The organism is Pseudomonas sp. Irchel s3f7, assembly GCF_900187615.1.
Classification (GTDB): Bacteria; Pseudomonadota; Gammaproteobacteria; order Pseudomonadales; family Pseudomonadaceae; genus Aquipseudomonas.
On the sequence record NZ_FYDO01000013.1, the window covers coordinates 119,002 to 142,396 of the forward strand.

20 protein-coding genes are annotated in these 23,395 nt (G+C 58.9%); 9 read left to right on the plus strand and 11 right to left on the minus strand.

Features of this window, described 5'->3' with window-relative positions:
* Positions 1-32: 32 nt before the first annotated feature.
* Together hisF and CKW19_RS13520 are read left to right on the plus strand one after the other, a co-directional pair.
* Positions 33-803: an imidazole glycerol phosphate synthase subunit HisF gene (hisF, locus tag CKW19_RS13515; protein ID WP_095058287.1), complete on the plus strand. Its 771-nt coding sequence runs from the start codon at positions 33-35 to the stop codon at positions 801-803.
* 78 nt (positions 804-881) lie between these two features.
* On the plus strand, positions 882-1,637 hold the full coding sequence (locus CKW19_RS13520) for an ABC transporter substrate-binding protein (protein WP_095058288.1): 756 nt from the start codon (positions 882-884) through the stop codon (positions 1,635-1,637).
* Here CKW19_RS13520 and CKW19_RS13525 read toward each other — a convergent pair.
* From CKW19_RS13525 to gpmI, 5 genes are all read right to left on the minus strand, one after another.
* The gene (locus CKW19_RS13525) at positions 1,618-2,979 is read right to left on the minus strand and encodes a Vps62-related protein (RefSeq protein ID WP_095058289.1); all 1,362 of its coding nucleotides are present in this window, start codon (positions 2,977-2,979) and stop codon (positions 1,618-1,620) included. The genes CKW19_RS13520 and CKW19_RS13525 overlap by 20 nt on opposite strands.
* Before the next feature lie 116 nt (positions 2,980-3,095).
* Positions 3,096-3,872: a divergent polysaccharide deacetylase family protein gene (locus CKW19_RS13530; protein ID WP_095058290.1), complete on the minus strand. Its 777-nt coding sequence runs from the start codon at positions 3,870-3,872 to the stop codon at positions 3,096-3,098.
* A gap of 1 nt (position 3,873) precedes the next feature.
* Complete coding sequence (locus tag CKW19_RS13535; RefSeq protein WP_095058291.1) at positions 3,874-5,193, minus strand: S41 family peptidase; 1,320 nt, start codon at positions 5,191-5,193, stop codon at positions 3,874-3,876.
* 31 nt (positions 5,194-5,224) lie between these two features.
* The gene (locus CKW19_RS13540) at positions 5,225-6,520 is read right to left on the minus strand and encodes a murein hydrolase activator EnvC (protein ID WP_095058292.1); all 1,296 of its coding nucleotides are present in this window, start codon (positions 6,518-6,520) and stop codon (positions 5,225-5,227) included.
* A gap of 252 nt (positions 6,521-6,772) precedes the next feature.
* Positions 6,773-8,302 (minus strand): 2,3-bisphosphoglycerate-independent phosphoglycerate mutase, encoded by a 1,530-nt coding sequence (gene gpmI, locus CKW19_RS13545; RefSeq protein ID WP_095058293.1) that lies wholly within the window; start codon positions 8,300-8,302, stop codon positions 6,773-6,775.
* Positions 8,303-8,455: 153 nt separating this feature from the next.
* Between gpmI and CKW19_RS13550 the strand changes: the two genes are divergently transcribed.
* The 3 genes from CKW19_RS13550 to secB are packed head-to-tail and all read left to right on the plus strand — an operon-like array spanning position 8,456 to position 9,653.
* A complete protein-coding gene (locus CKW19_RS13550; protein ID WP_053153177.1) occupies positions 8,456-8,869 on the plus strand; it encodes a rhodanese-like domain-containing protein in 414 nt (137 codons plus the stop codon).
* A 1-nt stretch (position 8,870) separates the two neighbouring features.
* Positions 8,871-9,125 (plus strand): glutaredoxin 3, encoded by a 255-nt coding sequence (gene grxC / locus CKW19_RS13555; protein WP_095058294.1) that lies wholly within the window; start codon positions 8,871-8,873, stop codon positions 9,123-9,125.
* Positions 9,126-9,167: 42 nt separating this feature from the next.
* On the plus strand, positions 9,168-9,653 hold the full coding sequence (secB, locus tag CKW19_RS13560; protein WP_007949026.1) for a protein-export chaperone SecB: 486 nt from the start codon (positions 9,168-9,170) through the stop codon (positions 9,651-9,653).
* Positions 9,654-9,833: 180 nt separating this feature from the next.
* Here the strand turns inward: secB and trmL are convergent, their stop codons facing one another.
* The gene (trmL, locus tag CKW19_RS13565) at positions 9,834-10,289 is read right to left on the minus strand and encodes a tRNA (uridine(34)/cytosine(34)/5-carboxymethylaminomethyluridine(34)-2'-O)-methyltransferase TrmL (RefSeq protein WP_095058295.1); all 456 of its coding nucleotides are present in this window, start codon (positions 10,287-10,289) and stop codon (positions 9,834-9,836) included.
* Between trmL and CKW19_RS13570 the strand changes: the two genes are divergently transcribed.
* Positions 10,288-10,728 (plus strand): hypothetical protein, encoded by a 441-nt coding sequence (locus tag CKW19_RS13570; RefSeq protein WP_095058296.1) that lies wholly within the window; start codon positions 10,288-10,290, stop codon positions 10,726-10,728. The genes trmL and CKW19_RS13570 overlap by 2 nt on opposite strands.
* Before the next feature lie 522 nt (positions 10,729-11,250).
* Here CKW19_RS13570 and ntrC read toward each other — a convergent pair.
* From ntrC to glnA, 4 genes are all read right to left on the minus strand, one after another.
* A complete protein-coding gene (gene ntrC, locus CKW19_RS13575) occupies positions 11,251-12,687 on the minus strand; it encodes a nitrogen regulation protein NR(I) (protein WP_095058297.1) in 1,437 nt (478 codons plus the stop codon).
* Entirely contained in the window at positions 12,684-13,769 is a 1,086-nt protein-coding gene (glnL, locus tag CKW19_RS13580; RefSeq protein WP_095058298.1) for a nitrogen regulation protein NR(II), read from the minus strand. Before glnL ends, ntrC begins: the two co-directional genes overlap by 4 nt.
* Positions 13,770-14,042: 273 nt before the next feature.
* Positions 14,043-14,552: a DUF4124 domain-containing protein gene (locus CKW19_RS13585; protein WP_095058299.1), complete on the minus strand. Its 510-nt coding sequence runs from the start codon at positions 14,550-14,552 to the stop codon at positions 14,043-14,045.
* A 198-nt stretch (positions 14,553-14,750) separates the two neighbouring features.
* Positions 14,751-16,157: a glutamate--ammonia ligase gene (gene glnA / locus CKW19_RS13590; RefSeq protein ID WP_095058300.1), complete on the minus strand. Its 1,407-nt coding sequence runs from the start codon at positions 16,155-16,157 to the stop codon at positions 14,751-14,753.
* A gap of 332 nt (positions 16,158-16,489) precedes the next feature.
* Here glnA and thiI point away from each other — a divergent pair, with 332 nt between their 5' ends.
* Positions 16,490-17,944, plus strand: coding sequence for a tRNA uracil 4-sulfurtransferase ThiI (gene thiI, locus CKW19_RS13600; protein ID WP_095058302.1), 1,455 nt, complete (start codon positions 16,490-16,492; stop codon positions 17,942-17,944).
* 139 nt (positions 17,945-18,083) lie between these two features.
* The gene (typA, locus tag CKW19_RS13605) at positions 18,084-19,904 is read left to right on the plus strand and encodes a translational GTPase TypA (protein ID WP_095058303.1); all 1,821 of its coding nucleotides are present in this window, start codon (positions 18,084-18,086) and stop codon (positions 19,902-19,904) included.
* 197 nt (positions 19,905-20,101) lie between these two features.
* Here the strand turns inward: typA and CKW19_RS13610 are convergent, their stop codons facing one another.
* Positions 20,102-20,539: a YkgJ family cysteine cluster protein gene (locus tag CKW19_RS13610; RefSeq protein WP_095058304.1), complete on the minus strand. Its 438-nt coding sequence runs from the start codon at positions 20,537-20,539 to the stop codon at positions 20,102-20,104.
* 242 nt (positions 20,540-20,781) lie between these two features.
* On the opposite strand from CKW19_RS13610, the gene CKW19_RS13615 reads away from it, so the two are divergent.
* On the plus strand, positions 20,782-23,232 hold the full coding sequence (locus CKW19_RS13615) for a glycogen/starch/alpha-glucan phosphorylase (protein ID WP_095058305.1): 2,451 nt from the start codon (positions 20,782-20,784) through the stop codon (positions 23,230-23,232).
* The last annotated feature ends 163 nt before the right edge of the window (positions 23,233-23,395 follow it).

The following is a 23,395-nucleotide window of genomic DNA, read 5'->3' on the forward strand; positions in this document are numbered from 1 at the left end:
TGAAGCTTGCAACTCTTAATCGGAGATTAAGTATGGCTCTGGCCAAACGCATCATCCCTTGCCTGGACGTGGACAACGGCCGGGTGGTCAAGGGTGTGAAATTCGAAAACATCCGCGACGCCGGTGACCCGGTGGAAATCGCCCGTCGTTACGACGAGCAGGGTGCCGACGAGATTACCTTTCTCGATATCACCGCCAGCGTCGACGGTCGCGACACCACGCTGCATACCGTCGAGCGCATGGCCAGCCAGGTGTTCATCCCGCTGACCGTGGGCGGTGGCGTGCGTACCGTGCAAGACATCCGCAACCTGCTCAATGCCGGTGCGGACAAGGTCTCGATCAACACCGCAGCGGTGTTCAACCCTGAATTCGTCGGCGAAGCGGCGCAGCATTTCGGCTCGCAGTGCATTGTCGTCGCGATCGACGCGAAGAAGGTTTCCGGACCGGGCGAAACCCCGCGCTGGGAAATCTTCACCCACGGCGGTCGCAAGCCGACCGGCTTGGACGCTGTCGAATGGGCGAAGAAGATGGAAGGCCTGGGTGCCGGTGAAATCCTGCTGACCAGCATGGATCAGGACGGCATGAAGAACGGCTTTGACCTGGGGGTTACCCGCGCCATCAGCGATGCGCTGGGCATTCCGGTGATTGCTTCCGGCGGTGTCGGCAACCTGCAACACCTGGCCGATGGCATTATCGAAGGTCACGCCAGCGCGGTGTTGGCGGCGAGTATTTTCCACTTCGGCGAATACACCGTGCAGGAAGCCAAGGCCTACATGGCTCATCGCGCAATTGTGATGCGTTAAACAAACCGATGCAGGCCAGTGGACATCATGGCGTACCCAAGGCACTCTTGGGTACGCCAAGGATCTCGGTAGCCAGACATGCTTAAACGCTTTCTTTTAGTTCTCGCCAGCGCTTCCCTATTGTTGATCAACGGGGTACACGCCAAAGACAGCCCCGATACCGACCTGGTGTTGCTCACGGAAAACTTCCCTCCGTACAACATGGCGAAGAACGGCAAGAACTTCGCTCAGGACGAGAACATCAATGGCATCGCCGTGGACATTGTCCGCGAGATGTTCAAACGCGCCGATATTACCTACAGCCTGACGCTGCGTTTCCCTTGGGAGCGTGTCTACAAACTCGCCCTGGAAAACCCCGGTTACGGTGCATTCGTGATGGCGCGCCTGCCGGATCGCGAGAGGCTGTTCAAGTGGGTCGGGCCGATCGGCCCGGACGACTGGATCATGCTGGCCAAGGCGGACAGTAAAATCACCCTGGGCACCTTGGATGACGCCCGCAAATACAAGATCGGCGCCTACAAGGGCGACGCCATTGCCACGACGCTGGCCAAGCAAGGCTTGAACCCGGTGGTGGTTTTGCGCGATCAGGATAACGCGAAGAAACTGGTCAGCGGCCAGATCGATTTGTGGGCCACCGGAGATCCTGCCGGACGTTATCTGGCGCGGCAAGAAGGCGTGAGCGGCCTCAAGACAGTGCTGCGCTTCAACAGCGCAGAACTGTATCTGGCCCTGAATAAAGAGGTGTCCGACGAGGTCGTCGCCAAGCTTCAGGCCGCGCTGGATCAATTGCGCAAAGAAGGTGTGGTTGACGACATCATGGCACGGTATCTGTAGCGGTTGGCAGATCGGGTGATGCCTGTGCAATGACATTGGCGTCGCTGGTGTTTTCAACAGTGTCTGTGCTCGTCGTCAGTGGAGGGCACTCTTCTTTTTCTGGTGGATATTGCGTCAGGTGAACGCTGGAGTCGTCGGTATAGCCGATTTTTCCAGTCACTTGGGTGCCGTCCTCACGTGTTAACTCGTAGTGACTTTCCAACAGGTAAACCGCCACAGATTTGTGTTTTGCAGCCATGGCGATGATCACCAGAGGGGGCGATTCGCTCCATCCGTTCGAGCCTGATTCGGTGTGAGTGAAGTTCTTGGGCAGGCAGGCCGAGAACTTTGTTGTCCGGACATCGCTTGGTGCGGTGTTCGGCCAGGCCCTTTCGAAATCAACAGAAGTTTGTCTATTGAATGACTGCATTTGCCTTGGGCTTTGAACAGGGTCAATTGTCCATTTGATTGGCCGGGTCTTGTCCGTTGTGTTTCGCTCGTATCCGACCAACACGTAGTGGTCGGTTCTTTTCAGGTCGTAGTACGGGGATTTCAGGAGTTGTTCGCTGGGCTGCACGTAGTCCATGACCGCGAACCAGGGGAGTCGGGCTATTTGCGTAACGTTGGCTGCTTCGTCCACTGGAGGTTTGGCGTGTCCGGAGAGTGCCGGCGCTTGTGGTGGGGAAGTGACTTGCAGTGGGATCTGCATCCGCAATGCGTACGCGGTGACCGGTGTTTCAGGCTTGCTGTAGCTTTGGTTGCCTGTGAATGTGCCTGGGGTGAAGTAGAGATCGCCCGGCTCGGCGGTCGGCGGCTCAATGCTCCAGGCGCTGAAGCTCATCTTTGCACCGCTGCCTTTGTCGTTCCAGATCAGATCGCTGACATTTGCAGCGATAACCAGATCCGCCCTGACGCAGCGGACAGCATTGAGCGAAGGTTTGTTGTAGTCGTTGGCGCAGACCAGCCCCAACGCAACATAGCCGGCAGGCGGAATCGGGCGCCAGATCGAAGCGCGTGTGACTGCGCCCGACCCTGAGTCTTTCCAATAAAGTTCGAAGTCGGTGGGCCGGCTGAGTGCGTTTCCTTTCGTGTCGTCGCCAGGTGAACTTCCCTCGCGCACGACGACCGCGATCATTTCGCCGTTGATGTTGCCGTCGCGGTGAATGGCAATGTCACCCAGCGGGAAGTATCCCGGCAATGCATCCGGGGCGGGTGTGGGGCGCCAAAAGGCAACGGTTTTTGCCCGTGTTCCGTTGGTATCCCAGATCCGCTGAAATTCTGTCGTGAAGTTGATCAGCAGGTTGTCGAGCTTAATGGGTTCCATTTGCCGGGTTGGCAATGTGGCATCGTCTTGGGTAGTCATAGTCAATCCTGATAGTTGAAAGGCGACTCAAGAGGGTCGCGACCTTTGGGAGGTCTCACTATCCGGAATGACGCTGGGCATTTGGTGGTAACTATTTATAGGATGTAACGGGGTGTTTATCTGTAAACGCCGTCTTTGCCATGAGCGGCCGTGGCGCGATTGCCGCGCACGCTGATCATCTGCTTGATATCAATCCACTCGATACCCTGGGCTTTCAGCTTGGGCAGTTCTCGCTCCAGCACTGCCAGCGTTTGCGGATACGGATGCCCGATCATGACCGCCGAGCCCTGTTTGTGCGCAAGACTGATTGCCGTCTGTAGCTGTGTGAAGATCGCCGCTTCCGTTGCTTCATCATCCAGAAAAACATCCCGCGAAACGCTCGCCAACCCGATCTTCTGCGCTTCGGCCGCCGCGACGGTTTGCGCGCTGGTGCGGCTGTCGACAAAGAGTTTGTGCCGGCGCTGCAGGTCGGCCATCAACCAGGTCATGGCCGGTCGCTGGGCGGTCATGCGACTGCCCATGTGGTTGTTGATGCCGCTGGTGTACGGGACCATTTTGAACGCGGCGTTCAGGCGTTTTTCCAGTTCTTCGATGGGCAGCTCAGGGTGCCAGGCGAACGGCCCGGTGGCCGGGTCCATCGGCATGTGCAGGATGACGATCTTGCCGGCGCGATGGGCTTCGCGGGCGAATTCGGTGGCGTGGGGTGTGTCGGGCATGATTGCCGCAGTCACCGGGCCGGGCAGGGCCAGCGCGCGGCGATCTCGGGGCAGGTTCTGCCCCAGGTCATCGATGATCAGGCTTAAGTAGGCCTTGTGAGGCGTTGAGTAAGCGGGCGCTGCGTGAGCAACACCCGCCAGGCAAAACAACAGACCGATCAGTAATCGCAGAAACATCTCAGCGGCCGGACGTGATGCTCAGCCCTTTGAGCAGGCTCAGGGCCTGGGCCAATTGGTAATCGTCGTCCTGCGGCATCGGCTTGGCTTTGCCGCCGGAACCGGTCGGTTTGTCGGCGCCGCCGTTGCCATTGCCCAGGTGACCCTGCAGGTCGGCTTCCTTGAAGTAGTCGCTGTCCTGCTCGCTGGTGATCTTGGCCTTGCGCACTTCGATGTCCGGCACGATGCCCTGGGCCTGGATCGAGCGACCGTTCGGCGTGTAGTACAACGCGGTGGTGATCTTCAGCGCACGGTCGTTGTTCAGTGGCAGCACGGTTTGTACCGAACCTTTGCCAAAACTGGTGGTGCCCATGACGACTGCGCGTTTCTGGTCCTGCAGGGCACCGGCGACAATTTCCGACGCCGAGGCACTGCCGCCGTTGATCAATACGACCATCGGCACGGCTTCGCTTTCGTCCTTGCCGGTGGCGGAGAAGCGCAGTTCGGAGTTGGCGATGCGGCCCTTGGTATAGACGATCAGGCCCTTGGTGATGAAGTGGTCGACCACTTCCACCGCGGCTTGCAGTACACCGCCAGGGTTGTTGCGCAGGTCGAGGATGATGCCCTTGAGCTTCTTGCCATTGTCCTTGCGCAGCTTGGCCAGGGCCTTGGAGACCTCTTCGCCGGTCTTGACCTGGAACTGGGTGATGCGGATGTAGCCGTAGCCCGATTCCAGCAACTGGCTCTTCACGCTCTTCACTTGAATGACCGCGCGGGCCAGCGTTACGTCGAACGGCGTGCCGCCATCGCGTACCAGGGTCAGGGTGATTTTTTCGCCGATCTTGCCGCGCATCTTGTCCACGGCTTCGGTCATGCTCTGGCCGCGTGTTGGCTGGCCGTTGATCTTGACGATGAAGTCGCCAGCCTGAATGCCGGCCTTGGAGGCTGGCGTGTCATCGATGGGCGAGACCACCTTGATGAAGCCGTCTTCGGCACCGACTTCGATTCCCAGGCCGCCGAACTCGCCGCTGGTGCTTTCCTGCAACTCGGCGAAATCTTCAGGGCCCAGGTAAGCGGAGTGCGGATCGAGGTTGCTGAGCATGCCCTTGATGGCGTTTTCCAGCAGGGTCTTGTCGTCCACCGGCTCGACATAAGCGGCCTTGATCCGGTCCATTACCTCGGCAAACGTGCGCAACTCATCCAGCGGCAATGGCGCCTTGGTGGTCGCAGCAGTGCCCGCAGGCGCGACCGCCGGGGCTGGTTGAGCGGCAAACGCCAAAGGCGCGCCGATCACCAGGGCGATCGTCAGGGCCAGCGAGGTAAGGCGGGACAAATGCAGCATGTCGAACAAACTCCTGAATTAGGTAACGCGCTTATCCTTGCGCGCGGCACCATTGCGCCGGATCACTCGGGTGACCCTGCTGACGAATAGCAAAATACAGCGCTGGCGTGTCCTGCCCGCCACTGTTGCCGACAGTGGAGATGGACTCGCCGGCTTTAACCACATCACCCGCAGACTTGAGCAGTGTCTGGTTGTGACCATAAAGACTCAAAAAACCGTTGCCGTGGTCGAGGATCACCAGCAGCCCGGCGCCTCGTAGCCAGTCGGCAAACACTACGCGACCACCATGCACCGCATGTACGGTGCTGCCGGCAGACGCGCTGATCATCACGCCGTCCCACTTGGTCCGGGAGTCGTCGCCACGGCCTTCACCGAAACGTGCCAGCAGTCGACCGTCGACAGGCCATGGAAGTTTGCCGCGGGTTGACGCAAAAGGGCCACCAAAGGTCTCGCCGGAACTGGACACCAGTGCTCCGGGTGACGACTTAACGGGTTTGCGTGGGGCATCATCGCCGGCATCTGCCTGCGCCTGGGCCTCACGTAAACGCTTTTTTTCGGCTTCCTGCTGGGCGATCAGCGCTTTTTGCCGCGCTTCTTCTGCCTCACGAGCCTGGCGGGCCAGGGTTTCTTCAATGGTTTTCAGGACTTTAGACAGATCTGCCTGATCCTGCTCGCGGGCTGCCAGTTTCTGGTCGCGAGCCTTTACATCGGTATTGAGCTTGGCCAGGACTTGCTGGCGTTCCTGGCGGACTTTGTCGAGCTCGTCGCGCTGGGTGTCGAGGCTGCTTTTCTGCACCAGCAACTGCGCCTGCTGCATGGCGATGTCTTTTTCGACATTGGCCAACTGGCGCAGGGTTTCGTTGAAATTCTTCAGCTGCTCCAGGCGGGCCTGGCTCAGATAGTCGTAATAGGTGAGGGTGCGGGCGAATTTTTCCGGGTTCTGCTGGTTGAGCAGCAGCTTGAGGTACTCCTGACGACCATTCTGGTAAGCCGCACGGGCCTGAATGGCGATCAGGTGTTGCTGTTCAGTGCGCGCGCTCTGGAGTTTTTTTTTCTCTGCATCGAGTCGCTGCAGCTCGGTTTCGCTTTTCTTCAGCTCTTTTTGCAGGGCGTCGACCTGCTTCTCAAGCTTGCCCATTTCGGTTTCGGTGCCCTTGAGCTCCTTCTGCACACCGGATTTTTCTTCCTGGAGCTTGCCCAGCAGCTTTTTCAGCTCGGCAATGTCCTGACGCGTGGCGTCCAACTGTTGTTGGGTGTCCGCGCGCTCGTCAGCGAAAGCCGGTTGGAGCAGGCAGGTCAGGGCTAGGGCAGTCAGGATGCGGAGCATAGGGGCGGGCGGCACCAGGGAAAGGGACGGCCTAGTATGCCCGCCATGGACGGCAAAAAAAACGCCCATTTCTGACTGCGTGATAACTGGCCCAAACGTCAGGCTGAATTTCATTTCGAAAACACCACAAACCACTGTGGGAGCTGGCTTGCCAGCGATTGCGTCGGCACATTCAACATAGCAGTTGGTGCCAGATTGCTATCGCTGGCAAGCCAGCTCCTACAGGGTTTAGCGGTGTTTCGGGGAAGCCGATCAGACCAGAATCGAAGTTCCGGTCATTTCCTTCGGCTGCTCCAGACCCAGCAGCTTCAGCATGGTCGGCGCCACGTCCGCCAGTACGCCGCCTTCACGGACTTTCAGGTCGCGTTTGCCGACATAGATGAGCGGCACAGGTTCAGTGGTGTGCGCAGTGTGCGCCTGGCCGGTGGATTCGTCGGACATTTGCTCGACGTTGCCGTGGTCAGCCGTGATCAGCGCTTCGCCGCCGACTTTTTCCAGCGCCTCGACGATACGGCCGACGCAGACGTCCAGGCATTCAACGGCTTTGACAGCGGCTTCGAACACGCCGCTATGCCCGACCATGTCGCCGTTGGCGTAGTTGACCACGATCACGTCGTATCGCTGGTTTTCGATGGCGTCGACGATGCGGTCGGTCACTTCAGGCGCGCTCATTTCCGGCTGCAAGTCGTAGGTGGCGACTTGCGGCGACGGGATCAGGATGCGCTCTTCGCCCGGGAACGGTTCTTCGCGACCGCCGGAGAAGAAGAAGGTCACGTGGGCATACTTCTCGGTTTCGGCAATACGCAACTGAGTCTTCCCGTTTTTCGCGAGGTAATCGCCCAGCACGTTTTCCAGGCTGCCGGCAGCGAAAGCCGACGGTGCAGGGATGCTGGCGGCGTATTGGGTCAGCATGACGAAACCGGCCAGTTTCGGCTGGCGGGCACGCTCGAACTCACTGAAGTTGTCTTCGACGAACACGCGGGTCAGCTCGCGGGCACGGTCGGCGCGGAAGTTCATGAACACCACGGCGTCGCCGTCTTCGACTTTTACCGGCTCGCCGATGGAAGTGGCTTTGACGAATTCGTCGCTCTCGCCACGTTCATAAGCTGCTTGCAGGCCTTCCTGGGCGGTGGCGGCGTTGAATTGGCCGTGACCGTCTACGATCAGGTTGTAGGCCTGGGAAACGCGGTCCCACCGGTTGTCGCGGTCCATGGCGAAGTAGCGGCCAATGATGCTGGCGATCCGGCCTTTGCCCAAGGCCTGGAACGTGGCATCGAGCAGCTCGATGGACGATTGCGCGCTTTTCGGCGGGGTGTCGCGGCCGTCGAGGAAAGCGTGCAGGTAAATTTTTTCGGCGCCGCGCTTGAAGGCCAGTTCGGCCATGGCGACCAGGTGATCCTGGTGGCTATGCACGCCGCCATCGGACAGCAGGCCCATGAAATGCACGGCTTTACCGGCAGCGACGGCTTTGTCCACGGCGGCGCAGATGGTCGGGTTCTCGAAGAACTCGCCGTCGCGGATCGATTTGGTCACGCGAGTGAAGTCCTGATACACCACGCGGCCGGCGCCGAGGTTCATGTGGCCGACTTCGGAGTTGCCCATCTGGCCATCCGGGAGGCCGACGTCCATGCCGCTGCCCGAGATCAGGCCGTTCGGCACGGTGGCCCACAAACGGTCGAGCACAGGCTTCTTCGCGGCAAAGATTGCGTTGGATTCTGGGTTGTCGCTGTGACCGAAGCCGTCGAGAATCATCAGGACCAAAGGTTTAGGCGTGGTAGTCATGGAATCCGCTCTGGCTTAAGTAAAAAAGGGGCGATGGAAAAGGGAGTCGCAGTTTAAAGCTAAGTTCCGGCCACGTCACCGCCGGACGGGGTTTGGCCCACCATAGGGGCTGTGTATACTGGCCGACATTTTAACGCCCTGGAACCTCCTTCGATGGTTGCTCACCTGATTGAATTTGCCACTAACCACTACATTCTCGTCGGTATCTTCGTCGTACTGCTGGCGTTGCTGATTGCCTATCAAATGCAGGGCGGCGGCCGTAGCCTGAGCACCGGCGAACTGACCGGGCTGGTCAACAAGGACGCAGGCGTGGTGATCGACATTCGTCCGACCAAGGATTTCGCCGCCGGTCACATTGTCGGCGCGCTGAACATTCCTCAGGACAAACTGACCGCACGCGTCGGTGAACTGGAAAAGCACAAGGCCAAGACCATCATCCTGGTCGACGCCATGGGCCAGACCGCCGGCACCCACGCTCGCGAGCTGATGAAGTCCGGCTTCACCGCCGCCAAGCTGTCCGGTGGTATCTCCAGCTGGAAAGCCGACAATCTGCCGCTGGTGAAGTGATATGAGCAACGTCGTCGTCTACTCCAGCGATTACTGCCCTTACTGCTCGCGAGCCAAGTACCTGCTCGAGAACAAAGGCGTGGACTTCGAAGAGATCAAGGTCGATGGCAAGCCGCAGGTACGCGCCGCCATGGCCCAGAAAGCCGGACGCACGTCCGTGCCGCAGATCTGGATCGGCAGCACCCACGTCGGCGGTTGTGATGATTTGTTCGCTCTGGAGCGCGCCGGCAAGCTCGACGCGCTACTCAGGGCCTGAATTCCATACCCTATAAAAGCCCAAGATCAGAAAGGATCTGAGATGACTGACCAACAGAACACTGCAGCTAGCGAAGAAGAAACCGCACCGCAATTCTCCTTGCAGCGCATCTACGTACGTGACTTGTCCTTCGAAGCTCCGAAAAGCCCGGCGATCTTCCGCCAGCAGTGGGAGCCGAGTGTCGGTCTGGACCTGAACACCCGTCAAAAGGCACTGGAAGGAGACTTCCACGAAGTCGTGCTGACCCTGTCGGTGACCGTGAAAAACGGTGACGAAGTGGCGTTCATTGCTGAAGTGCAACAGGCCGGTATCTTCCTGATCAAGAATCTGGACGACGCTTCGATGAGCCACACCCTGGGTGCGTTCTGCCCGAACATCCTGTTCCCGTACGCTCGCGAAACCCTGGACAGCCTGGTCACCCGTGGTTCGTTCCCGGCACTGATGCTGGCTCCGGTGAACTTCGACGCGCTGTACGCGCAAGAACTGCAACGCATGCAGGCTGCCGGCGAGACTCCAACCGTTCAATAAACGGCGGATGGAAAAAAAAGCGCCGTAACAGGCGCTTTTTTATTGGGAAAACGAAGCCGTGTGATCCATGGAGACCTTTGTAGGAGCTGGCTTGCCAGCGAAGGGGCCGTAACATTCGACATCTCTGTTGGCAGTTACATCGCTTTCGCTGGCAAGCCAGCTCCTACAAGGACGGTGGTGTTATTTGAAGCCGTTCTGACGCCAGGCTTCGTAAACGGCGACGGCCACGGTATTGGACAGGTTCAGGCTGCGACAGCCTTCACGCATCGGCAAACGCAAGCGTTGCTCGGCGGGCAATGCGTCGAGCACTTCAGGCGGCAAACCACGGCTTTCCGGGCCAAAGATAAACGCATCGCCCGGGGCGAAGCTGGCATCGTGGAACGGCCGCGAGCCCTTGGTGGTGAACGCGAACAGCCGAGGATGACCGAGGCTTTCCAGGCAGCTGGCGAGGTCCGCGTGGCGTTGCAGGGTGGCATATTCGTGATAATCGAGGCCGGCCCGTCGCAGGCGCTTGTCGTCCATCTCGAAGCCTAGCGGTTCGATCAAATGCAGGTGGCAGCCACTGTTGGCGCACAGCCTGATGACGTTGCCGGTATTCGGCGGAATTTCTGGTTGGAAAAGGATGACGTGAAACATGCACGGCTCCGAAGGTAAAGATGAGCGGCATTCTACGCCGCAAGCCGACCTGCGTTCGAAACTATTCCTGAGGGTGATGGCGTCGCTGGCGATTGTCGGGGTGATGGTGGGGCTGATGATCGGTCGCCTGACCACGCCAGATCCCAGCGTGCTGCAGCAGATTGAAGTGACGAGCGATGGCCTGGTGGTGTGGTTCAACAACGAACCCAAGACTCACGGCGAGATCGTCGAGGGCAGCGTCGCGCTGTTGTTCGGCGCTGAAGGCAAGGCACAGAAAGGCCAGCTCAAGTTGGGCGACAAGGACGTGAACTGGCGGGTGCGATTGAGTGATGGCGGGTTGTTGCTGACACTGGTGGCGGCCCGGCCCTTACAGGGCGACTGGGCCGGTAGTGAGGTTGATGACCGCTGGCGACTGGTGATTCATCTGCGGGAGCAATAAAAGAGGGAATCCCCGGCCTGCCTGTACCAAGGTCCCCAAAACGGGAGGCTCGTCGCGAGTGCGGTGTGAGCCTGGTGTAAAGAAGGAACCCCTGACCTGCCTGTATCAGGAGCCCCAAAACTGTTTGGGCTCGTCGCAAATGCGGTGCGAGCCCGATGTAAAGAGGGGAATCCCCGGCCTGCCTGTACCAAGGTCCCCGAAACCGGGTAGTGAACTGAATCACTGAATGGACTATTGCAGGCGGCGTGCCAGTTTTCACAAAGAGAAACAAAAAACCGATTTAGAACGCTGAAAGCCCCGGAATCCGGGGCTTTCGTGTTTTTTCGGAAAGGATTCAATTGCGAAAGCGGGCAGGGTTTCGAAGTGGTTTTTGTGCGCGATTGCGGTTCACGGTGCATTGCGGCGGTGCACAAACAAAAAAAGATCGCAGCCTTCGGCAGCTCCTACGGGTGTTCGTATTAACCCTGTAGGAGCTGCCGAAGGCTGCGATCTTTCGCTGGTAACTAAGCTCGAAAGCCGGATTTAGCCCTCATCCCCCTCATCCTCATCCCCGCCATCCACCTTCATCCCCAGTTCCTTGATTTTGCGGGTCAGGGTGTTGCGGCCCCAGCCCAGCAGAACGGCGGCATCGCGACGGCGACCGGCGGTGTGCTTGAGGGCGGTTTCGATCATGATCCGCTCGAAGGCCGGCACGGCACTGTCGAGCAAGCTCGATTGACCGCGAGCCAGCGCCTGATCGGCCCACTGACGCAGCGCCTGTTCCCAGTTGGTCACGGGCGCCGAGTCCTGCGGCAGGCTCAGCAGCTCTGGCGGCAAATCGCCGATGTGCACTTCGCGACCCGAAGCCATCACCGTGATCCAGCGGCAGGTGTTCTCCAGCTGACGCACGTTGCCCGGCCACGGCAGGTTTTTCAGGTATTCCTCGGTCTCGCTTTTCAGCAGCTTCGGCTCGACAGCCAGCTCCTGGGCGGCACGGCTGAGGAAGTGCTTGGCCAGGGTCGGGATGTCTTCGCGACGGTCCGACAGGCGTGGAATGTGGATGCGGATAACGTTCAGACGGTGGAACAAGTCCTCACGGAATTTACCGGCATGCACCAGGGTTTCCAGATTCTGGTGGGTCGCGGCGATGATGCGCACATCGACCTTCACCGGCACATGACCGCCAACGCGGTAGAACTCGCCGTCGGCCAGTACGCGCAGCAAGCGGGTTTGAGTGTCGGCCGGCATGTCGCCGATTTCATCGAGGAACAGCGTGCCGCCGTCGGCTTGCTCGAAACGCCCGCGACGCAGATTGGCCGCGCCGGTGAACGCGCCTTTCTCGTGGCCGAACAGTTCGGACTCCATCAGGTCTTTGGGGATCGCCGCCATGTTCAGGGCAATGAACGGCGAAGCGGCGCGAGGGCTGTGTCGATGCAGAGCGTGAGCCACCAGTTCTTTACCGGTACCCGATTCGCCGTTGATCAGCACAGTGATGTTGGAATGGCTCAAGCGCCCGATGGCGCGAAACACTTCCTGCATCGCCGGCGCTTCGCCGATGATTTCCGGGGTGCGGGTCAGGGTAGGGACCACTTCCAGACCCTGTTGCTCCTGGGCGTGCTGGTTGGCGCGCTTGACCAGGGAAACCGCTTCGTCGACATCGAACGGCTTTGGCAGGTACTCGAATGCGCCGCCCTGATAGGACGCGACAGCGCTGTCCAGATCCGAGTGGGCCGTCATGATGATCACCGGCAGCCGTGGGTGCGATTCGCGAATCCGCGCCAGAAGGTCCAGGCCGCTGGCGCCGGGCATGCGGATGTCGGAGATGATCACATCCGGCTGCTGGCGCGCCAGGCGGCTCATCACGCCATCGGCGCTGTCGAAGCTTTGCGTGGTCATGCCTTCCTGTTGCAAGGCTTTTTCCAGGACCCAGCGGATAGAACGGTCGTCATCGACGATCCACACGGTTTCACTACGGCTCATGTCGATGTGGCTCCTTGTTCCAGTGGCAGAAAGATCGAGAAGGTGGTGTGGCCTGGATGGCTGTCACATTCGATCAGGCCCTGGTGCTGGCTGATGATGTTCTGGGTGATGGCCAGGCCGAGCCCGGTACCGTCCGGGCGTCCGCTGACCATGGGGAAGAAAATGGTTTCCTGGAGTTCAGCAGGAATGCCTGGGCCGTTGTCGATGATCTCGATCTTGGTCACCAGGCGATGGCGCACGTGGCCGATGGTGAACTGGCGCATGGCGCGGGTGCGCAGGCTGATGCGGCCCAGGCGCAACTCGTTCTGGCTGCTGATGGCCTGCATTGCGTTGCGCACGATGTTCAATACGGCCTGGATCATTTGTTCGCGGTCGATCAGGACGTCGGGAATGCTCGGATCGTAATCACGCACCAATGTGATGCGCCCCTGGCTTTCAGCCTCGACCAGATGACACACGCGCTCCAGCACTTCGTGAATGTTGCACATCGCCAACGAAGGCAGCTTGTTGGAGCCGAGCATGCGGTCGACCAGGTTACGCAGGCGGTCCGCTTCTTCAATGATGACGTTGGTGTAATCCTTCAGGCTTTCTTCCGGCAGTTCACGGGCCAGCAATTGCGCTGCGCCACGAATCCCGCCCAGTGGATTCTTGATTTCGTGAGCGAGGCCGCGCACCAGCATCTTGCTGGTTTCCTGTTTGGAGAGTTGTGCTTCTTCCTTGGTGATGCGCAGTAAGCGATCCCGGGGATGGACTTCGAGCAGCAACAAAGTGTCGCCATTGCTCAGAATCGGCGTGACCGCGTAATCGACGGTCAGGGTCTGGCCGGTGAGGGCCGTGAGCATGGCTTCGCGCTTGGTGAACGGATGCGCCTGCTCGACGGCCTGACGCAAGGAATTGAGCGCCTCGGTGGATTCGGTGAACAGTTCGCTGATGAACTGCCCATGACTTCGCTGGCCGCTGATGGCCAGTAGCATCTCCGCCGCCGGGTTCATGTACTCAAGGCGCAGTTCCGCGTCGAGCAGAATGGTGGCGGTCGTCAAGTTGTCGAGTAGCAGACGATGCAGTGCGTCACTGATGGTCATTCAGGACCTCTTTTGGAGCAGGGCGCGCGCATGAATAAAGCGCTGATACGGACAAAATGCAAAAACCAAACCAAGGCTCCGAAAAGAAGCGCTAAAGGCCTGAAACAGGCGTTTAACGCTCGGTTGCGTGGCGTTCTGCCGGCTTTTGCGGGTACTTTCGAACCAAAATGGGGTGGAGTTGGGCGGTAGTGCAACCATTCGCACCAATATAGTGCGCAAAGCTGAACGATGTCAGAAAAGTCTCAGGAACGAGGAAAAGCTTGGCGCAGGCCTTCAGCGTTTGTGCACTCGCTGAACGGTGAAGGTGATGGAAGGGCTTTGCTGGATGAGCGTCTCGCCGTCGATTACCTGTACCGCCAGGCTGTGTTCTCCGCGATCAATGTTGACCAGTTGCAGGCTCGGGACATTGCTTGGCTGACCGTAAGGTTGGTTGTCCAGCAGCAGACGCAACCGATGGGGAGCTTGCAGGCGTGGGTTGATCAAGACATTCACCGTGAACGTGCCATTGTTGGCGCGCAGGGCTTCGGTGGTGGGCAGTCCGGTGAGCTCCAGTGTCTCGTAGGCCTTGGGGGGTGGTTTGTTCGCTTGGGTTGGCGCCGGGGAGGTTGGCGTGACCTGGGGTTCAACGGTATTGAGCGGTGGCAGTTCGACCGTTTGAGTCTTCACGCCATCCGGGGGTTGATTGCTGTACGCGGTGTTGCCATTGGCATCCGTGTACTTGTAGATCTGCGCGGTGGCGGGCAATGCGATCAGCAGCAGAATGAAGAGAAGTCCACGACCCATGGAATCGACCGGAAACGAAAGCGTTGGGTTGCAGCATAGGTCAGACGGGGTGGTTATCCCAAGCCGAAAACATTTGGGCAAGATTTAACGAGATGCTCCAGACGCCCGAAAAAGCGCCCACAGGAAAATTTGGCAATAAAAAAGGCCTCCCGAAGGAGGCCTCTTTTTTGTCACGCCGCGTGCTGCGGCGCTACCGGATTAGCAGCTGTAGTACAGCTCGTATTCCAGTGGGTGTACGAAGGTGCGTACTTTGATTTCTTCTTCGCTTTTCAGAGCGATGTAAGCGTCGATGAAGTCGTCGGAGAACACGCCGCCTTTGGTCAGGAACGCACGACCTTTGTCCAGCTCTTCCAGGGCTTCTTTCAGGCTGCCGCAAACTTGTGGGATCTCTTTCGCCTCTTCAGGCGGCAGGTCGTACAGGTTTTTGTCAGCAGCGTCGCCAGGGTGGATCTTGTTCTGGATGCCGTCCAGGCCAGCCATCAACAGTGCGGCGAAGCACAAGTACGGGTTGGCAGCCGGATCCGGGAAGCGGGCTTCGATACGGCGGGCTTTCGGGCTCGACACGTAAGGAATGCGGATCGAAGCGGAGCGGTTGCGAGCCGAGTAGGCGAGCATCACTGGCGCTTCGAAGCCTGGAACCAGACGCTTGTAGGAGTTGGTGGCCGGGTTGGTGAAGCCGTTCAGCGCCTTACCGTGCTTGATGATGCCGCCGATGAAGTACAGGGCGGTGTCGGACAGGCCGGCATAACCTTCGCCAGCGAAGGTGTTCTTGCCATCTTTCCAGATGGACATGTGCACGTGCATGCCCGAGCCGTTGTCGCCGTACAGAGGCTTAGGCATGAAGGTCGCGGTGCGGCCGTAAGCGTCAGCAACGTTGTGGACAACGTACTTCAGGGTCTGGGTTTCGTCGGCTTTCTTCACCAGGGTGTTGAACTTGACGCCGATTTCGTTCTGGCCGGCAGTCGCCACTTCGTGGTGGTGAACTTCGACGGTCAGGCCCATTTCTTCCAGTGCGTTGCACATGGAGGTACGGATTTCGTGGTCGTGGTCGAACGGCGGAACCGGGAAGTAGCCGCCTTTGACGCCTGGACGGTGGCCCTTGTTGCCGCCTTCTACGTCCTGGTCGGACATCCACGAACCTTGTTCGGAGTAGATCTTGAACATGGAGCCGGAGATGTCGGACTTGAACTTCACTTGGTCGAAGATGAAGAACTCTGGCTCTGGACCAGCGAATACGGTGTCACCGATACCGGTGGCTTTCAGGTGTTCTTCGGCGCGACGGGCGATCGCACGTGGGTCGCGGTCGTAGCCTTGCATGCTCGAAGGTTCGATGATGTCGCAGACCAGGATCAGGGTCGGCTCTTCGGTGAACGGGTCGAGAACGGCAGTGCTGTCGTCCGGCATCAGGATCATGTCGGAAGCTTCGATGCCTTTCCAGCCAGCGATGGAGGAACCGTCGAACATTTTGCCTTCTTCGAAGAAAGCGTCATCCAGCGCGTCGCGAGCCGGCATGGTCACGTGGTGCTGAGTGCCTTTGGTGTCCGTGAAGCGCAGATCAATCCATTTGACGTCATGATCTTTGATGAGTTGAACCGACTTCGACATAGTGTCCTCCGGGGTGGCTTCGGGCTTAGTAATGGATAGCCCTTGGAATGTGGGTGATGCCGGCGCGAATACTCTGCCAAGGCAACCTGCCTCACAAGGGAGCAAATTGCATGCCAGTGCCCCACCATGGGTTTTTTGCCCCAAAAACACGCTTATAAGCCTTCTATACGCGTTAAAGCAGAAAATGGCGCCCTTTAATGTAGCGTCGAATTCAACGAATGACCTATTTTGGTGCGCGCGAAACCTTCTGCACATTAACTGGTTAAACCTTGAGCAATTTCCGCTATAATCCGCGCCCCCCTTTTTCGGCAGGCCATGCGCGCGCTGTTTCCATGAAATTAATCGTAAAAGTCTTCCCCGAGATCACCATCAAGAGCCGCCCGGTACGGATGCGTTTCATCCGTCAATTGGCCAAGAACATCCGTGCCGTGCTCCGCGATCTGGACCCGGCCGTGGTGGTGAACGGCGTGTGGGACAACCTCGAGCTGGAAACCCGCGTTACCGAGCCCAAGGCCTTGAAGGAGATGACCGAGCGCCTGACCTGCATGCCGGGCATCGCGCATTTCCTGCAGATCGATGAGTATCCGCTGGGCGATTTCGACGACATCGTTGAAAAGTGCAAGCAGCACTACGGTGATGCGCTGGCCGGGAAGATTTTCTCGGTGCGTTGCAAACGGGCCGGCAAGCACCCATTTAGCTCCATAGACATCGAAAAATATGTCGGCAGCCAGTTGCGCCGTCAGTGTGGTGCTGCCGGGATCGACCTGAAAAAGCCGGAAATCGAAGTCCGGATCGAAGTTCGCGACCAACGGTTGTTTGTGATCCACAGTCAGCACACCGGCATCGGCGGTTATCCGCTGGGAGCACTGGAGCAGACGCTCGTGCTGATGTCCGGTGGCTTCGACTCCACCGTGGCGGCCTACCAGATCATGCGCCGCGGCCTGATGGCCCACTTCTGCTTCTTTAACCTGGGCGGACGGGCCCACGAACTGGGCGTCATGGAAGTCGCGCATTTCATCTGGAAGAAGTACGGCAGCTCTCAACGCGTGCTATTTGTCAGTGTGCCGTTCGAGGAAGTGCTGGGCGAAATTCTCGGCAAAGTCGATAACAGTCATATGGGCGTAGTATTGAAGCGTATGATGTTGCGCGCTTCCTCCCAAATTGCCGATCGACTGCAAATCGAGGCGCTGGTGACGGGTGAGGCGATCTCCCAGGTGTCGAGCCAGACGTTGCCGAACCTGAACGTGATCGACTGCGTGACCGAGAAGCTGGTCTTGCGCCCGCTGATCGCCAGCCACAAGCAGGACATCATCGACCTGGCCAACGAAATCGGCACCGCCGATTTCGCCCGGCACATGCCGGAGTACTGCGGCGTCATTTCGGTCAATCCGAAGACCGCAGCCAAACGCCATCGCGTCGAGCATGAAGAGAAAGAGTTCGACATGGCAGTGCTCGAGCGTGCGCTTGAGAATGCCAAACTGGTGCCGATCGATCGCGTGATCGATGAATTGGGCCAGGATCTGCAAATTGAAGAAGTCAGCGAGGCGCTGGCCGGTCAGATCGTCATCGATATCCGTCACCCGGATGCCGCTGAAGACGACCCGCTGGATCTGGCTGGCATCGAGGTACAAACGATGCCGTTTTATGCACTGAACGCTCGTTTCAAGGAACTGGACCCTACTCGCCAGTACCTGCTTTATTGCGACAAAGGCGTGATGAGTCGCCTGCATGCCCACCATTTGCTCAGTGAGGGGCATGCCAATGTGCGCGTTTATCGACCGAGCTAAGAGCCCGGGGCTGTATGCCTGTGGCCTGCGTCACCGGCCCCCCGACTCTGCCGTCAAGCTGTAACGGCAAGGCCTGACTCTACTGTAAATCGCTGCCAAGACTTGTCAGCACACCGAATCCTCTGATCGAGATACACAAGTGATCGAAAATCTACGCAACATCGCCATCATTGCTCACGTTGACCATGGTAAGACCACCCTGGTAGACAAACTCTTGCGTCAATCCGGCACCCTGGAGCGCAACGAGCTCAACGACGAGCGCGTGATGGACTCCAACGACCAGGAAAAAGAGCGCGGTATTACCATTCTGGCGAAAAACACCGCCATCAACTGGAACGGCTACCACATCAACATCGTGGACACCCCGGGCCACGCCGACTTCGGCGGCGAAGTTGAACGCGTAATGTCGATGGTTGACTCCGTTCTGCTGCTGGTTGACGCTCAAGACGGCCCTATGCCGCAAACCCGTTTCGTGACCAAGAAGGCTTTCGAAGCCGGCCTGCGTCCAATCGTGGTAATCAACAAGGTTGACCGTCCAGGCGCGCGTCCGGACTGGGTTCTGGACCAGATCTTCGACCTGTTCGACAACCTGGGTGCCACCGAAGAACAGCTGGACTTCAAAGTCGTCTACGCCTCGGCCCTGAACGGTATTGCTGGTCTTGAACACACCAACATGGCTGAAGACATGACCCCGCTGTACCAGTCGATCATCGACGACGTACCTGCGCCGAAAGTCGACCGCGATGGCCCGTTCCAGATGCAAATCTCGGCACTGGACTACAACAGCTTCCTGGGTGTTATCGGCGTTGGCCGTATCGCTCGTGGTCGCGTCAAGCCGAACACCCAGGTTGTGGCGATCGACGCTGACGGTAAGCGCCGTAACGGTCGTATCCTGAAGCTGATGGGTCACCACGGTCTGCACCGCATCGACGTTGAAGAAGCAGCTGCCGGCGACATCGTCTGCATCAGCGGCTTCGACCAGCTGTTCATCTCCGACACTCTGTGCGACCCACTGAACGTCGAAGCGATGAAGCCGCTGACCGTTGACGAGCCAACCGTTTCGATGACCTTCCAGGTTAACGACTCGCCGTTCTGCGGCCGTGAAGGCAAGTTCGTGACCAGCCGTAACATCAAGGAACGTCTGGACAAAGAGCTGCTGTACAACGTTGCACTGCGCGTTGAAGAAGGCGACTCGGCTGACAAGTTCAAGGTTTCCGGCCGTGGTGAGCTGCACCTCTCGGTACTGATCGAAACCATGCGTCGCGAAGGCTTCGAAATGGGCGTTGGTCGTCCGGAAGTGATCATCCGCATGGTTGATGGCGTCAAGCACGAACCGTACGAAAACGTGACCATCGACCTGCCGGAAGAATCCCAGGGCGCGATCATGGAGCAAATGGGTCTGCGTAAAGGCGACCTGACCAACATGGTTCCGGATGGCAAGGGCCGTGTGCGCCTTGAGTACAACATCCCGGCCCGTGGCCTGATCGGTTTCCGTAACGAGTTCCTGACCCTGACCTCCGGCGGCGGCATCCTGACCTCGATCTTCGACCGTTACGACGCGATGAAGTCCGGCGACATGTCCGGCCGTCAGAACGGCGTGCTGGTATCGGTAGCTACCGGTAAGGCTCTGACCTACTCGCTGGAAACCCTGCAGGCACGTGGCAAACTGTTCGTTGAACACGGCCAGGACATCTACGAAGGTCAAATCGTTGGCTTGAACAGCCGCGACAACGACCTGGGTGTGAACCCAACCAAAGGCAAGAAGCTCGACAACATGCGTGCTTCGGGTAAAGACGAAACCATCGCTCTGGTTCCGCCTGTCAAGTTCACTCTGGAGCAAGCTCTGGAATTCGTACAGGAAGATGAGCTGTGTGAAGTGACTCCTAAGTCCATCCGTCTTCGCAAGAAGATCCTGGGCGAAAGCGAGCGTACCCGCGCTGCCAAGAAGTCCGGTAACTAAGTCATTTTGTTAGCTGGCAAAAAAACGCCCCCGGTCGAAAGGCCGGGGGCGTTTTTGTTTGTCTGGGATTTATGCGGTTGTTTGTTCCGGCCTCATCGCTGGCAAGCCAGCTCCTACACGGTTGCGTGTCGTACGCATTGTAGGAGCTGGCTTGCCAGCGATAGCGGTGGATCAACCGCCGCAAATTTCAAGAGCTATCAGAACCGCTCGATACTCCGCGAAGTTCGCTCGCGCTCCACTTCCTTCGGCTTGTACGCGCAATACCCCGGCCGCGGGCCGATTTTCGGGTGGTTGCGGCAGGTATCCGGGCGCTTTTCATAAATAGTGCACAGACGGCTCTTACGATCCAGATAGTAGCAATCGTTATTGCTCATGCGCTGGAGGGTGAAGATCCCCGACTTCTGGTTAAAACGCTCGACCAGGCCTTCTTTCTGCAGACGCTTGGCGATGTTCTTCGGCGGATCACCCAGCTCGAACTCGTCGACGATGCCGATACGGATCAGATCCTTGATCTTGACCTCGACGGGTAGGGTGCAGCAGCTGGACACGCACGAGCCGCACATCGGGGCGGAGTACTTGGCCCAGGTATCGAGTCGGTCGATCTCCGCGGCGGCGATCAGGTTGGGCTTCATCATCGGTTGTTACCAGCGTGTGCATCAGGGCGCGCGATCATACCGGGACTGGTGGATTTTTGAACAACCTTTCGCCAGATTTTTTCATGTGCGGCTCAACAAGATCAAAATTCGGCACGGCCCCTGCATTCATTCAGGTACACGATCCAGCTCACACTCATGGGAAAAACTGCCGAACCAGAGTCTCTACCGCCTGTCAGACCGTCTAGGCTCAGACAATTCCAAGCTCGCTCGAGGTCCTATCGATGACTCAAGAACCACTTGTTCGCGAAGCAGAGGTGGCCGCATTCCGCGACGCCGTCTTGACCAAACTCACCTACGCGGTGGGCAAAGACCCGGATCACGCCTTCGACCATGACTGGTTCGAAGCCATTGCCCTGGCGGCGCGTGATCACATGGTCGAGCACTGGATGGACCACACGCGACAGATCTACCGCAAAGGTCAGAAGCGCGTTTATTACCTCTCCCTGGAATTTCTCATCGGCCGGCTGCTCTACGACAGCTTGAGCAACCTCGGCCTGCTCGACGTGGCGCGCGAGGCCATGACCGAGCTCGGCGTCGACCTTGAACGCATCCGCCTGCTGGAGCCTGACGCGGCCCTGGGCAACGGTGGTCTCGGGCGATTGGCGGCGTGTTTCATGGAGAGCATGTCGACCCTCGGCATTGCGGGTCACGGTTACGGCATTCGTTACGAACACGGCTTGTTCCGGCAGGCCATCGTCGACGGCTGGCAGCAAGAACAAACCGAGCATTGGCTGGATTTCGGCAACCCATGGGAGTTCGAGCGCCCGGAGGTGGTTTACCCGATCGGCTTTGGCGGCAGTGTCGAGACCGTGACCGATGACAGCGGCAAGTCCAGGCAAGTCTGGCATCCGGCAGAAACCGTGCGGGCCATTGCCTACGACACGCCGGTGGTCGGTTGGCGCGGGGCGAGTGTCAATACGCTGCGGCTGTGGCGAGCCCGGGCCATGGAAGATTTGCACCTGGAGCGCTTCAACGCCGGCGACCACCTGGGCGCCGTGGCCGAAGTGGCCCGGGCCGAGAGTATCTCCCGGGTGCTTTACCCGGCGGACAGCACCGAAGCGGGGCAGGAATTGCGTCTGCGTCAGGAATATTTTTTCGTCGCCGCGTCGTTGCAGGATCTGCTGCGCCGTCACCGCAACATGCACACCTCGGTGCTGACCCTGGGCGACCACGCGGCGATCCAGCTCAACGACACCCACCCTTCGATTGCCGTGGCCGAACTGATGCGGCAACTGGTCGACGTGTACGACGTCGCGTGGGACGCGGCGTGGCAGGTCACTGTCGATACGCTGTCCTACACCAACCACACGTTGCTGCCGGAGGCGCTGGAAACCTGGCCGGTCGGGCTGATGGAACGCATGCTGCCGCGGCACATGCAGATCATCTACCTGATCAACGCCCATCACATCGACTCCCTGCGGGCCAAAGGCATCCACGATTTCGACGTGTTGCGCGCGGTGTCGCTGATCGAGGAAGACAACGGACGCAGAGTGCGCATGGGGAACCTGGCGTTTCTCGGTTCCCACAGCATCAACGGCGTGTCCGGGCTGCACACGCAACTGATGCGCCAGACGGTGTTCTCCGAACTGCACAAGCTCTATCCGCAGCGGATCAACAATAAAACCAACGGCATTACCTTCCGCCGCTGGCTGTATCAGGCCAATCCCGAGCTGACCTCGATGCTGGTGGATTCCCTTGGGGCGCAGCTGCTGGATAACCCCGAAGAGCGTTTGCTCGCCCTCGAACCGTTCGCCGAGAAAGCCGGGTTCCGCAAGGCCTTTGCCGAGCAGCGGCTGCACAGCAAGAAAGCCCTGGCGTACCTGATTCATGAGCGGCTGGGCGTGGCGGTCAATCCGGCGGCGATGTTCGACGTGCAGGTCAAGCGGATCCACGAGTACAAACGGCAATTGCTTAACCTGCTGCACACCGTGGCGTTGTACCAGGCGATCCGTGCCGAACCGGAAGTCGACTGGGTGCCGCGGGTGAAGATCTTTGCGGGTAAAGCGGCGGCCAGTTATCACCAGGCCAAGCTGATCATCAAACTGACCAACGACATCGCCCGGGTCGTGAACAACGATCCGACCGTGCGCGGTCTGCTCAAAGTGGTGTTCCTGCCCAACTACAACGTCAGCCTGGCGGAGAGCATCATTCCGGCGGCGGACCTGTCCGAGCAGATCTCCACCGCCGGGTTTGAAGCGTCCGGCACCAGTAACATGAAATTCGGCCTGAACGGGGCGCTGACCATCGGCACCCTGGACGGTGCCAACGTGGAGATGTGCGATCGCATCGGCGCCGAGCACATGTTCATCTTCGGCCTCAGCGCGCAGCAAGTGGAAGCGCGCAAGCAGAACCATGAGTTCAATGCCACGCAGGACATTACCGCATCGCACCGATTGGGCGATGTGCTGCAAGCGATTCGCAGCGGGGTGTTTTCGCCGGATGATCCGTCCCGTTACACCGGGCTGATCGATTCGCTGGTAGATTACGACCGCTTTCTGGTCTGCGCCGATTTCGATTCGTACTGGAACGCCCAGATGCGCGTCGAAGCCCATTGGCACGATTCGAAGGAGTGGTGGCGTTCGGCAGTGTTGAACACATCGCGGATGGGCTGGTTCTCGTCCGACCGGACCATTCGCGAGTACGCGACGGAAATCTGGAAGGCGTTGGAGTAACTTTCCACTCTGCTCGACAGGTTGGTGGGCTGGAAAAGATCGCAGCCTTCGGCAGCTTCTACACAGCGCGGTATTGCGCTATCCCGTAGGAGCTGCCGAAGGCTGCGATCTTTTTGTATCCGGCTGGGCTAATCTTTCCAGGTTGGCCAATACGATTAGGGAT

What these genes read in the sequence shown, in the direction of transcription:
- hisF (WP_095058287.1), top strand. Translation starts at nt 33, where the DNA reads ATGGCTCTGGCCAAACGCATCATCCCTTGCCTGGACGTGGACAACGGC.
- CKW19_RS13520 (WP_095058288.1), top strand. Translation starts at nt 882, where the DNA reads ATGCTTAAACGCTTTCTTTTAGTTCTCGCCAGCGCTTCCCTATTGTTG.
- CKW19_RS13525 (WP_095058289.1), bottom strand. Translation starts at nt 2,979, where the DNA reads ATGACTACCCAAGACGATGCCACATTGCCAACCCGGCAAATGGAACCC.
- CKW19_RS13530 (WP_095058290.1), bottom strand. Translation starts at nt 3,872, where the DNA reads ATGTTTCTGCGATTACTGATCGGTCTGTTGTTTTGCCTGGCGGGTGTT.
- CKW19_RS13535 (WP_095058291.1), bottom strand. Translation starts at nt 5,193, where the DNA reads ATGCTGCATTTGTCCCGCCTTACCTCGCTGGCCCTGACGATCGCCCTG.
- CKW19_RS13540 (WP_095058292.1), bottom strand. Translation starts at nt 6,520, where the DNA reads ATGCTCCGCATCCTGACTGCCCTAGCCCTGACCTGCCTGCTCCAACCG.
- gpmI (WP_095058293.1), bottom strand. Translation starts at nt 8,302, where the DNA reads ATGACTACCACGCCTAAACCTTTGGTCCTGATGATTCTCGACGGCTTC.
- CKW19_RS13550 (WP_053153177.1), top strand. Translation starts at nt 8,456, where the DNA reads ATGGTTGCTCACCTGATTGAATTTGCCACTAACCACTACATTCTCGTC.
- grxC (WP_095058294.1), top strand. Translation starts at nt 8,871, where the DNA reads ATGAGCAACGTCGTCGTCTACTCCAGCGATTACTGCCCTTACTGCTCG.
- secB (WP_007949026.1), top strand. Translation starts at nt 9,168, where the DNA reads ATGACTGACCAACAGAACACTGCAGCTAGCGAAGAAGAAACCGCACCG.
- CKW19_RS13570 (WP_095058296.1), top strand. Translation starts at nt 10,288, where the DNA reads ATGCACGGCTCCGAAGGTAAAGATGAGCGGCATTCTACGCCGCAAGCC.
- trmL (WP_095058295.1), bottom strand. Translation starts at nt 10,289, where the DNA reads ATGTTTCACGTCATCCTTTTCCAACCAGAAATTCCGCCGAATACCGGC.
- ntrC (WP_095058297.1), bottom strand. Translation starts at nt 12,687, where the DNA reads ATGAGCCGTAGTGAAACCGTGTGGATCGTCGATGACGACCGTTCTATC.
- glnL (WP_095058298.1), bottom strand. Translation starts at nt 13,769, where the DNA reads ATGACCATCAGTGACGCACTGCATCGTCTGCTACTCGACAACTTGACG.
- CKW19_RS13585 (WP_095058299.1), bottom strand. Translation starts at nt 14,552, where the DNA reads ATGGGTCGTGGACTTCTCTTCATTCTGCTGCTGATCGCATTGCCCGCC.
- glnA (WP_095058300.1), bottom strand. Translation starts at nt 16,157, where the DNA reads ATGTCGAAGTCGGTTCAACTCATCAAAGATCATGACGTCAAATGGATT.
- thiI (WP_095058302.1), top strand. Translation starts at nt 16,490, where the DNA reads ATGAAATTAATCGTAAAAGTCTTCCCCGAGATCACCATCAAGAGCCGC.
- CKW19_RS13610 (WP_095058304.1), bottom strand. Translation starts at nt 20,539, where the DNA reads ATGATGAAGCCCAACCTGATCGCCGCCGCGGAGATCGACCGACTCGAT.
- CKW19_RS13615 (WP_095058305.1), top strand. Translation starts at nt 20,782, where the DNA reads ATGACTCAAGAACCACTTGTTCGCGAAGCAGAGGTGGCCGCATTCCGC.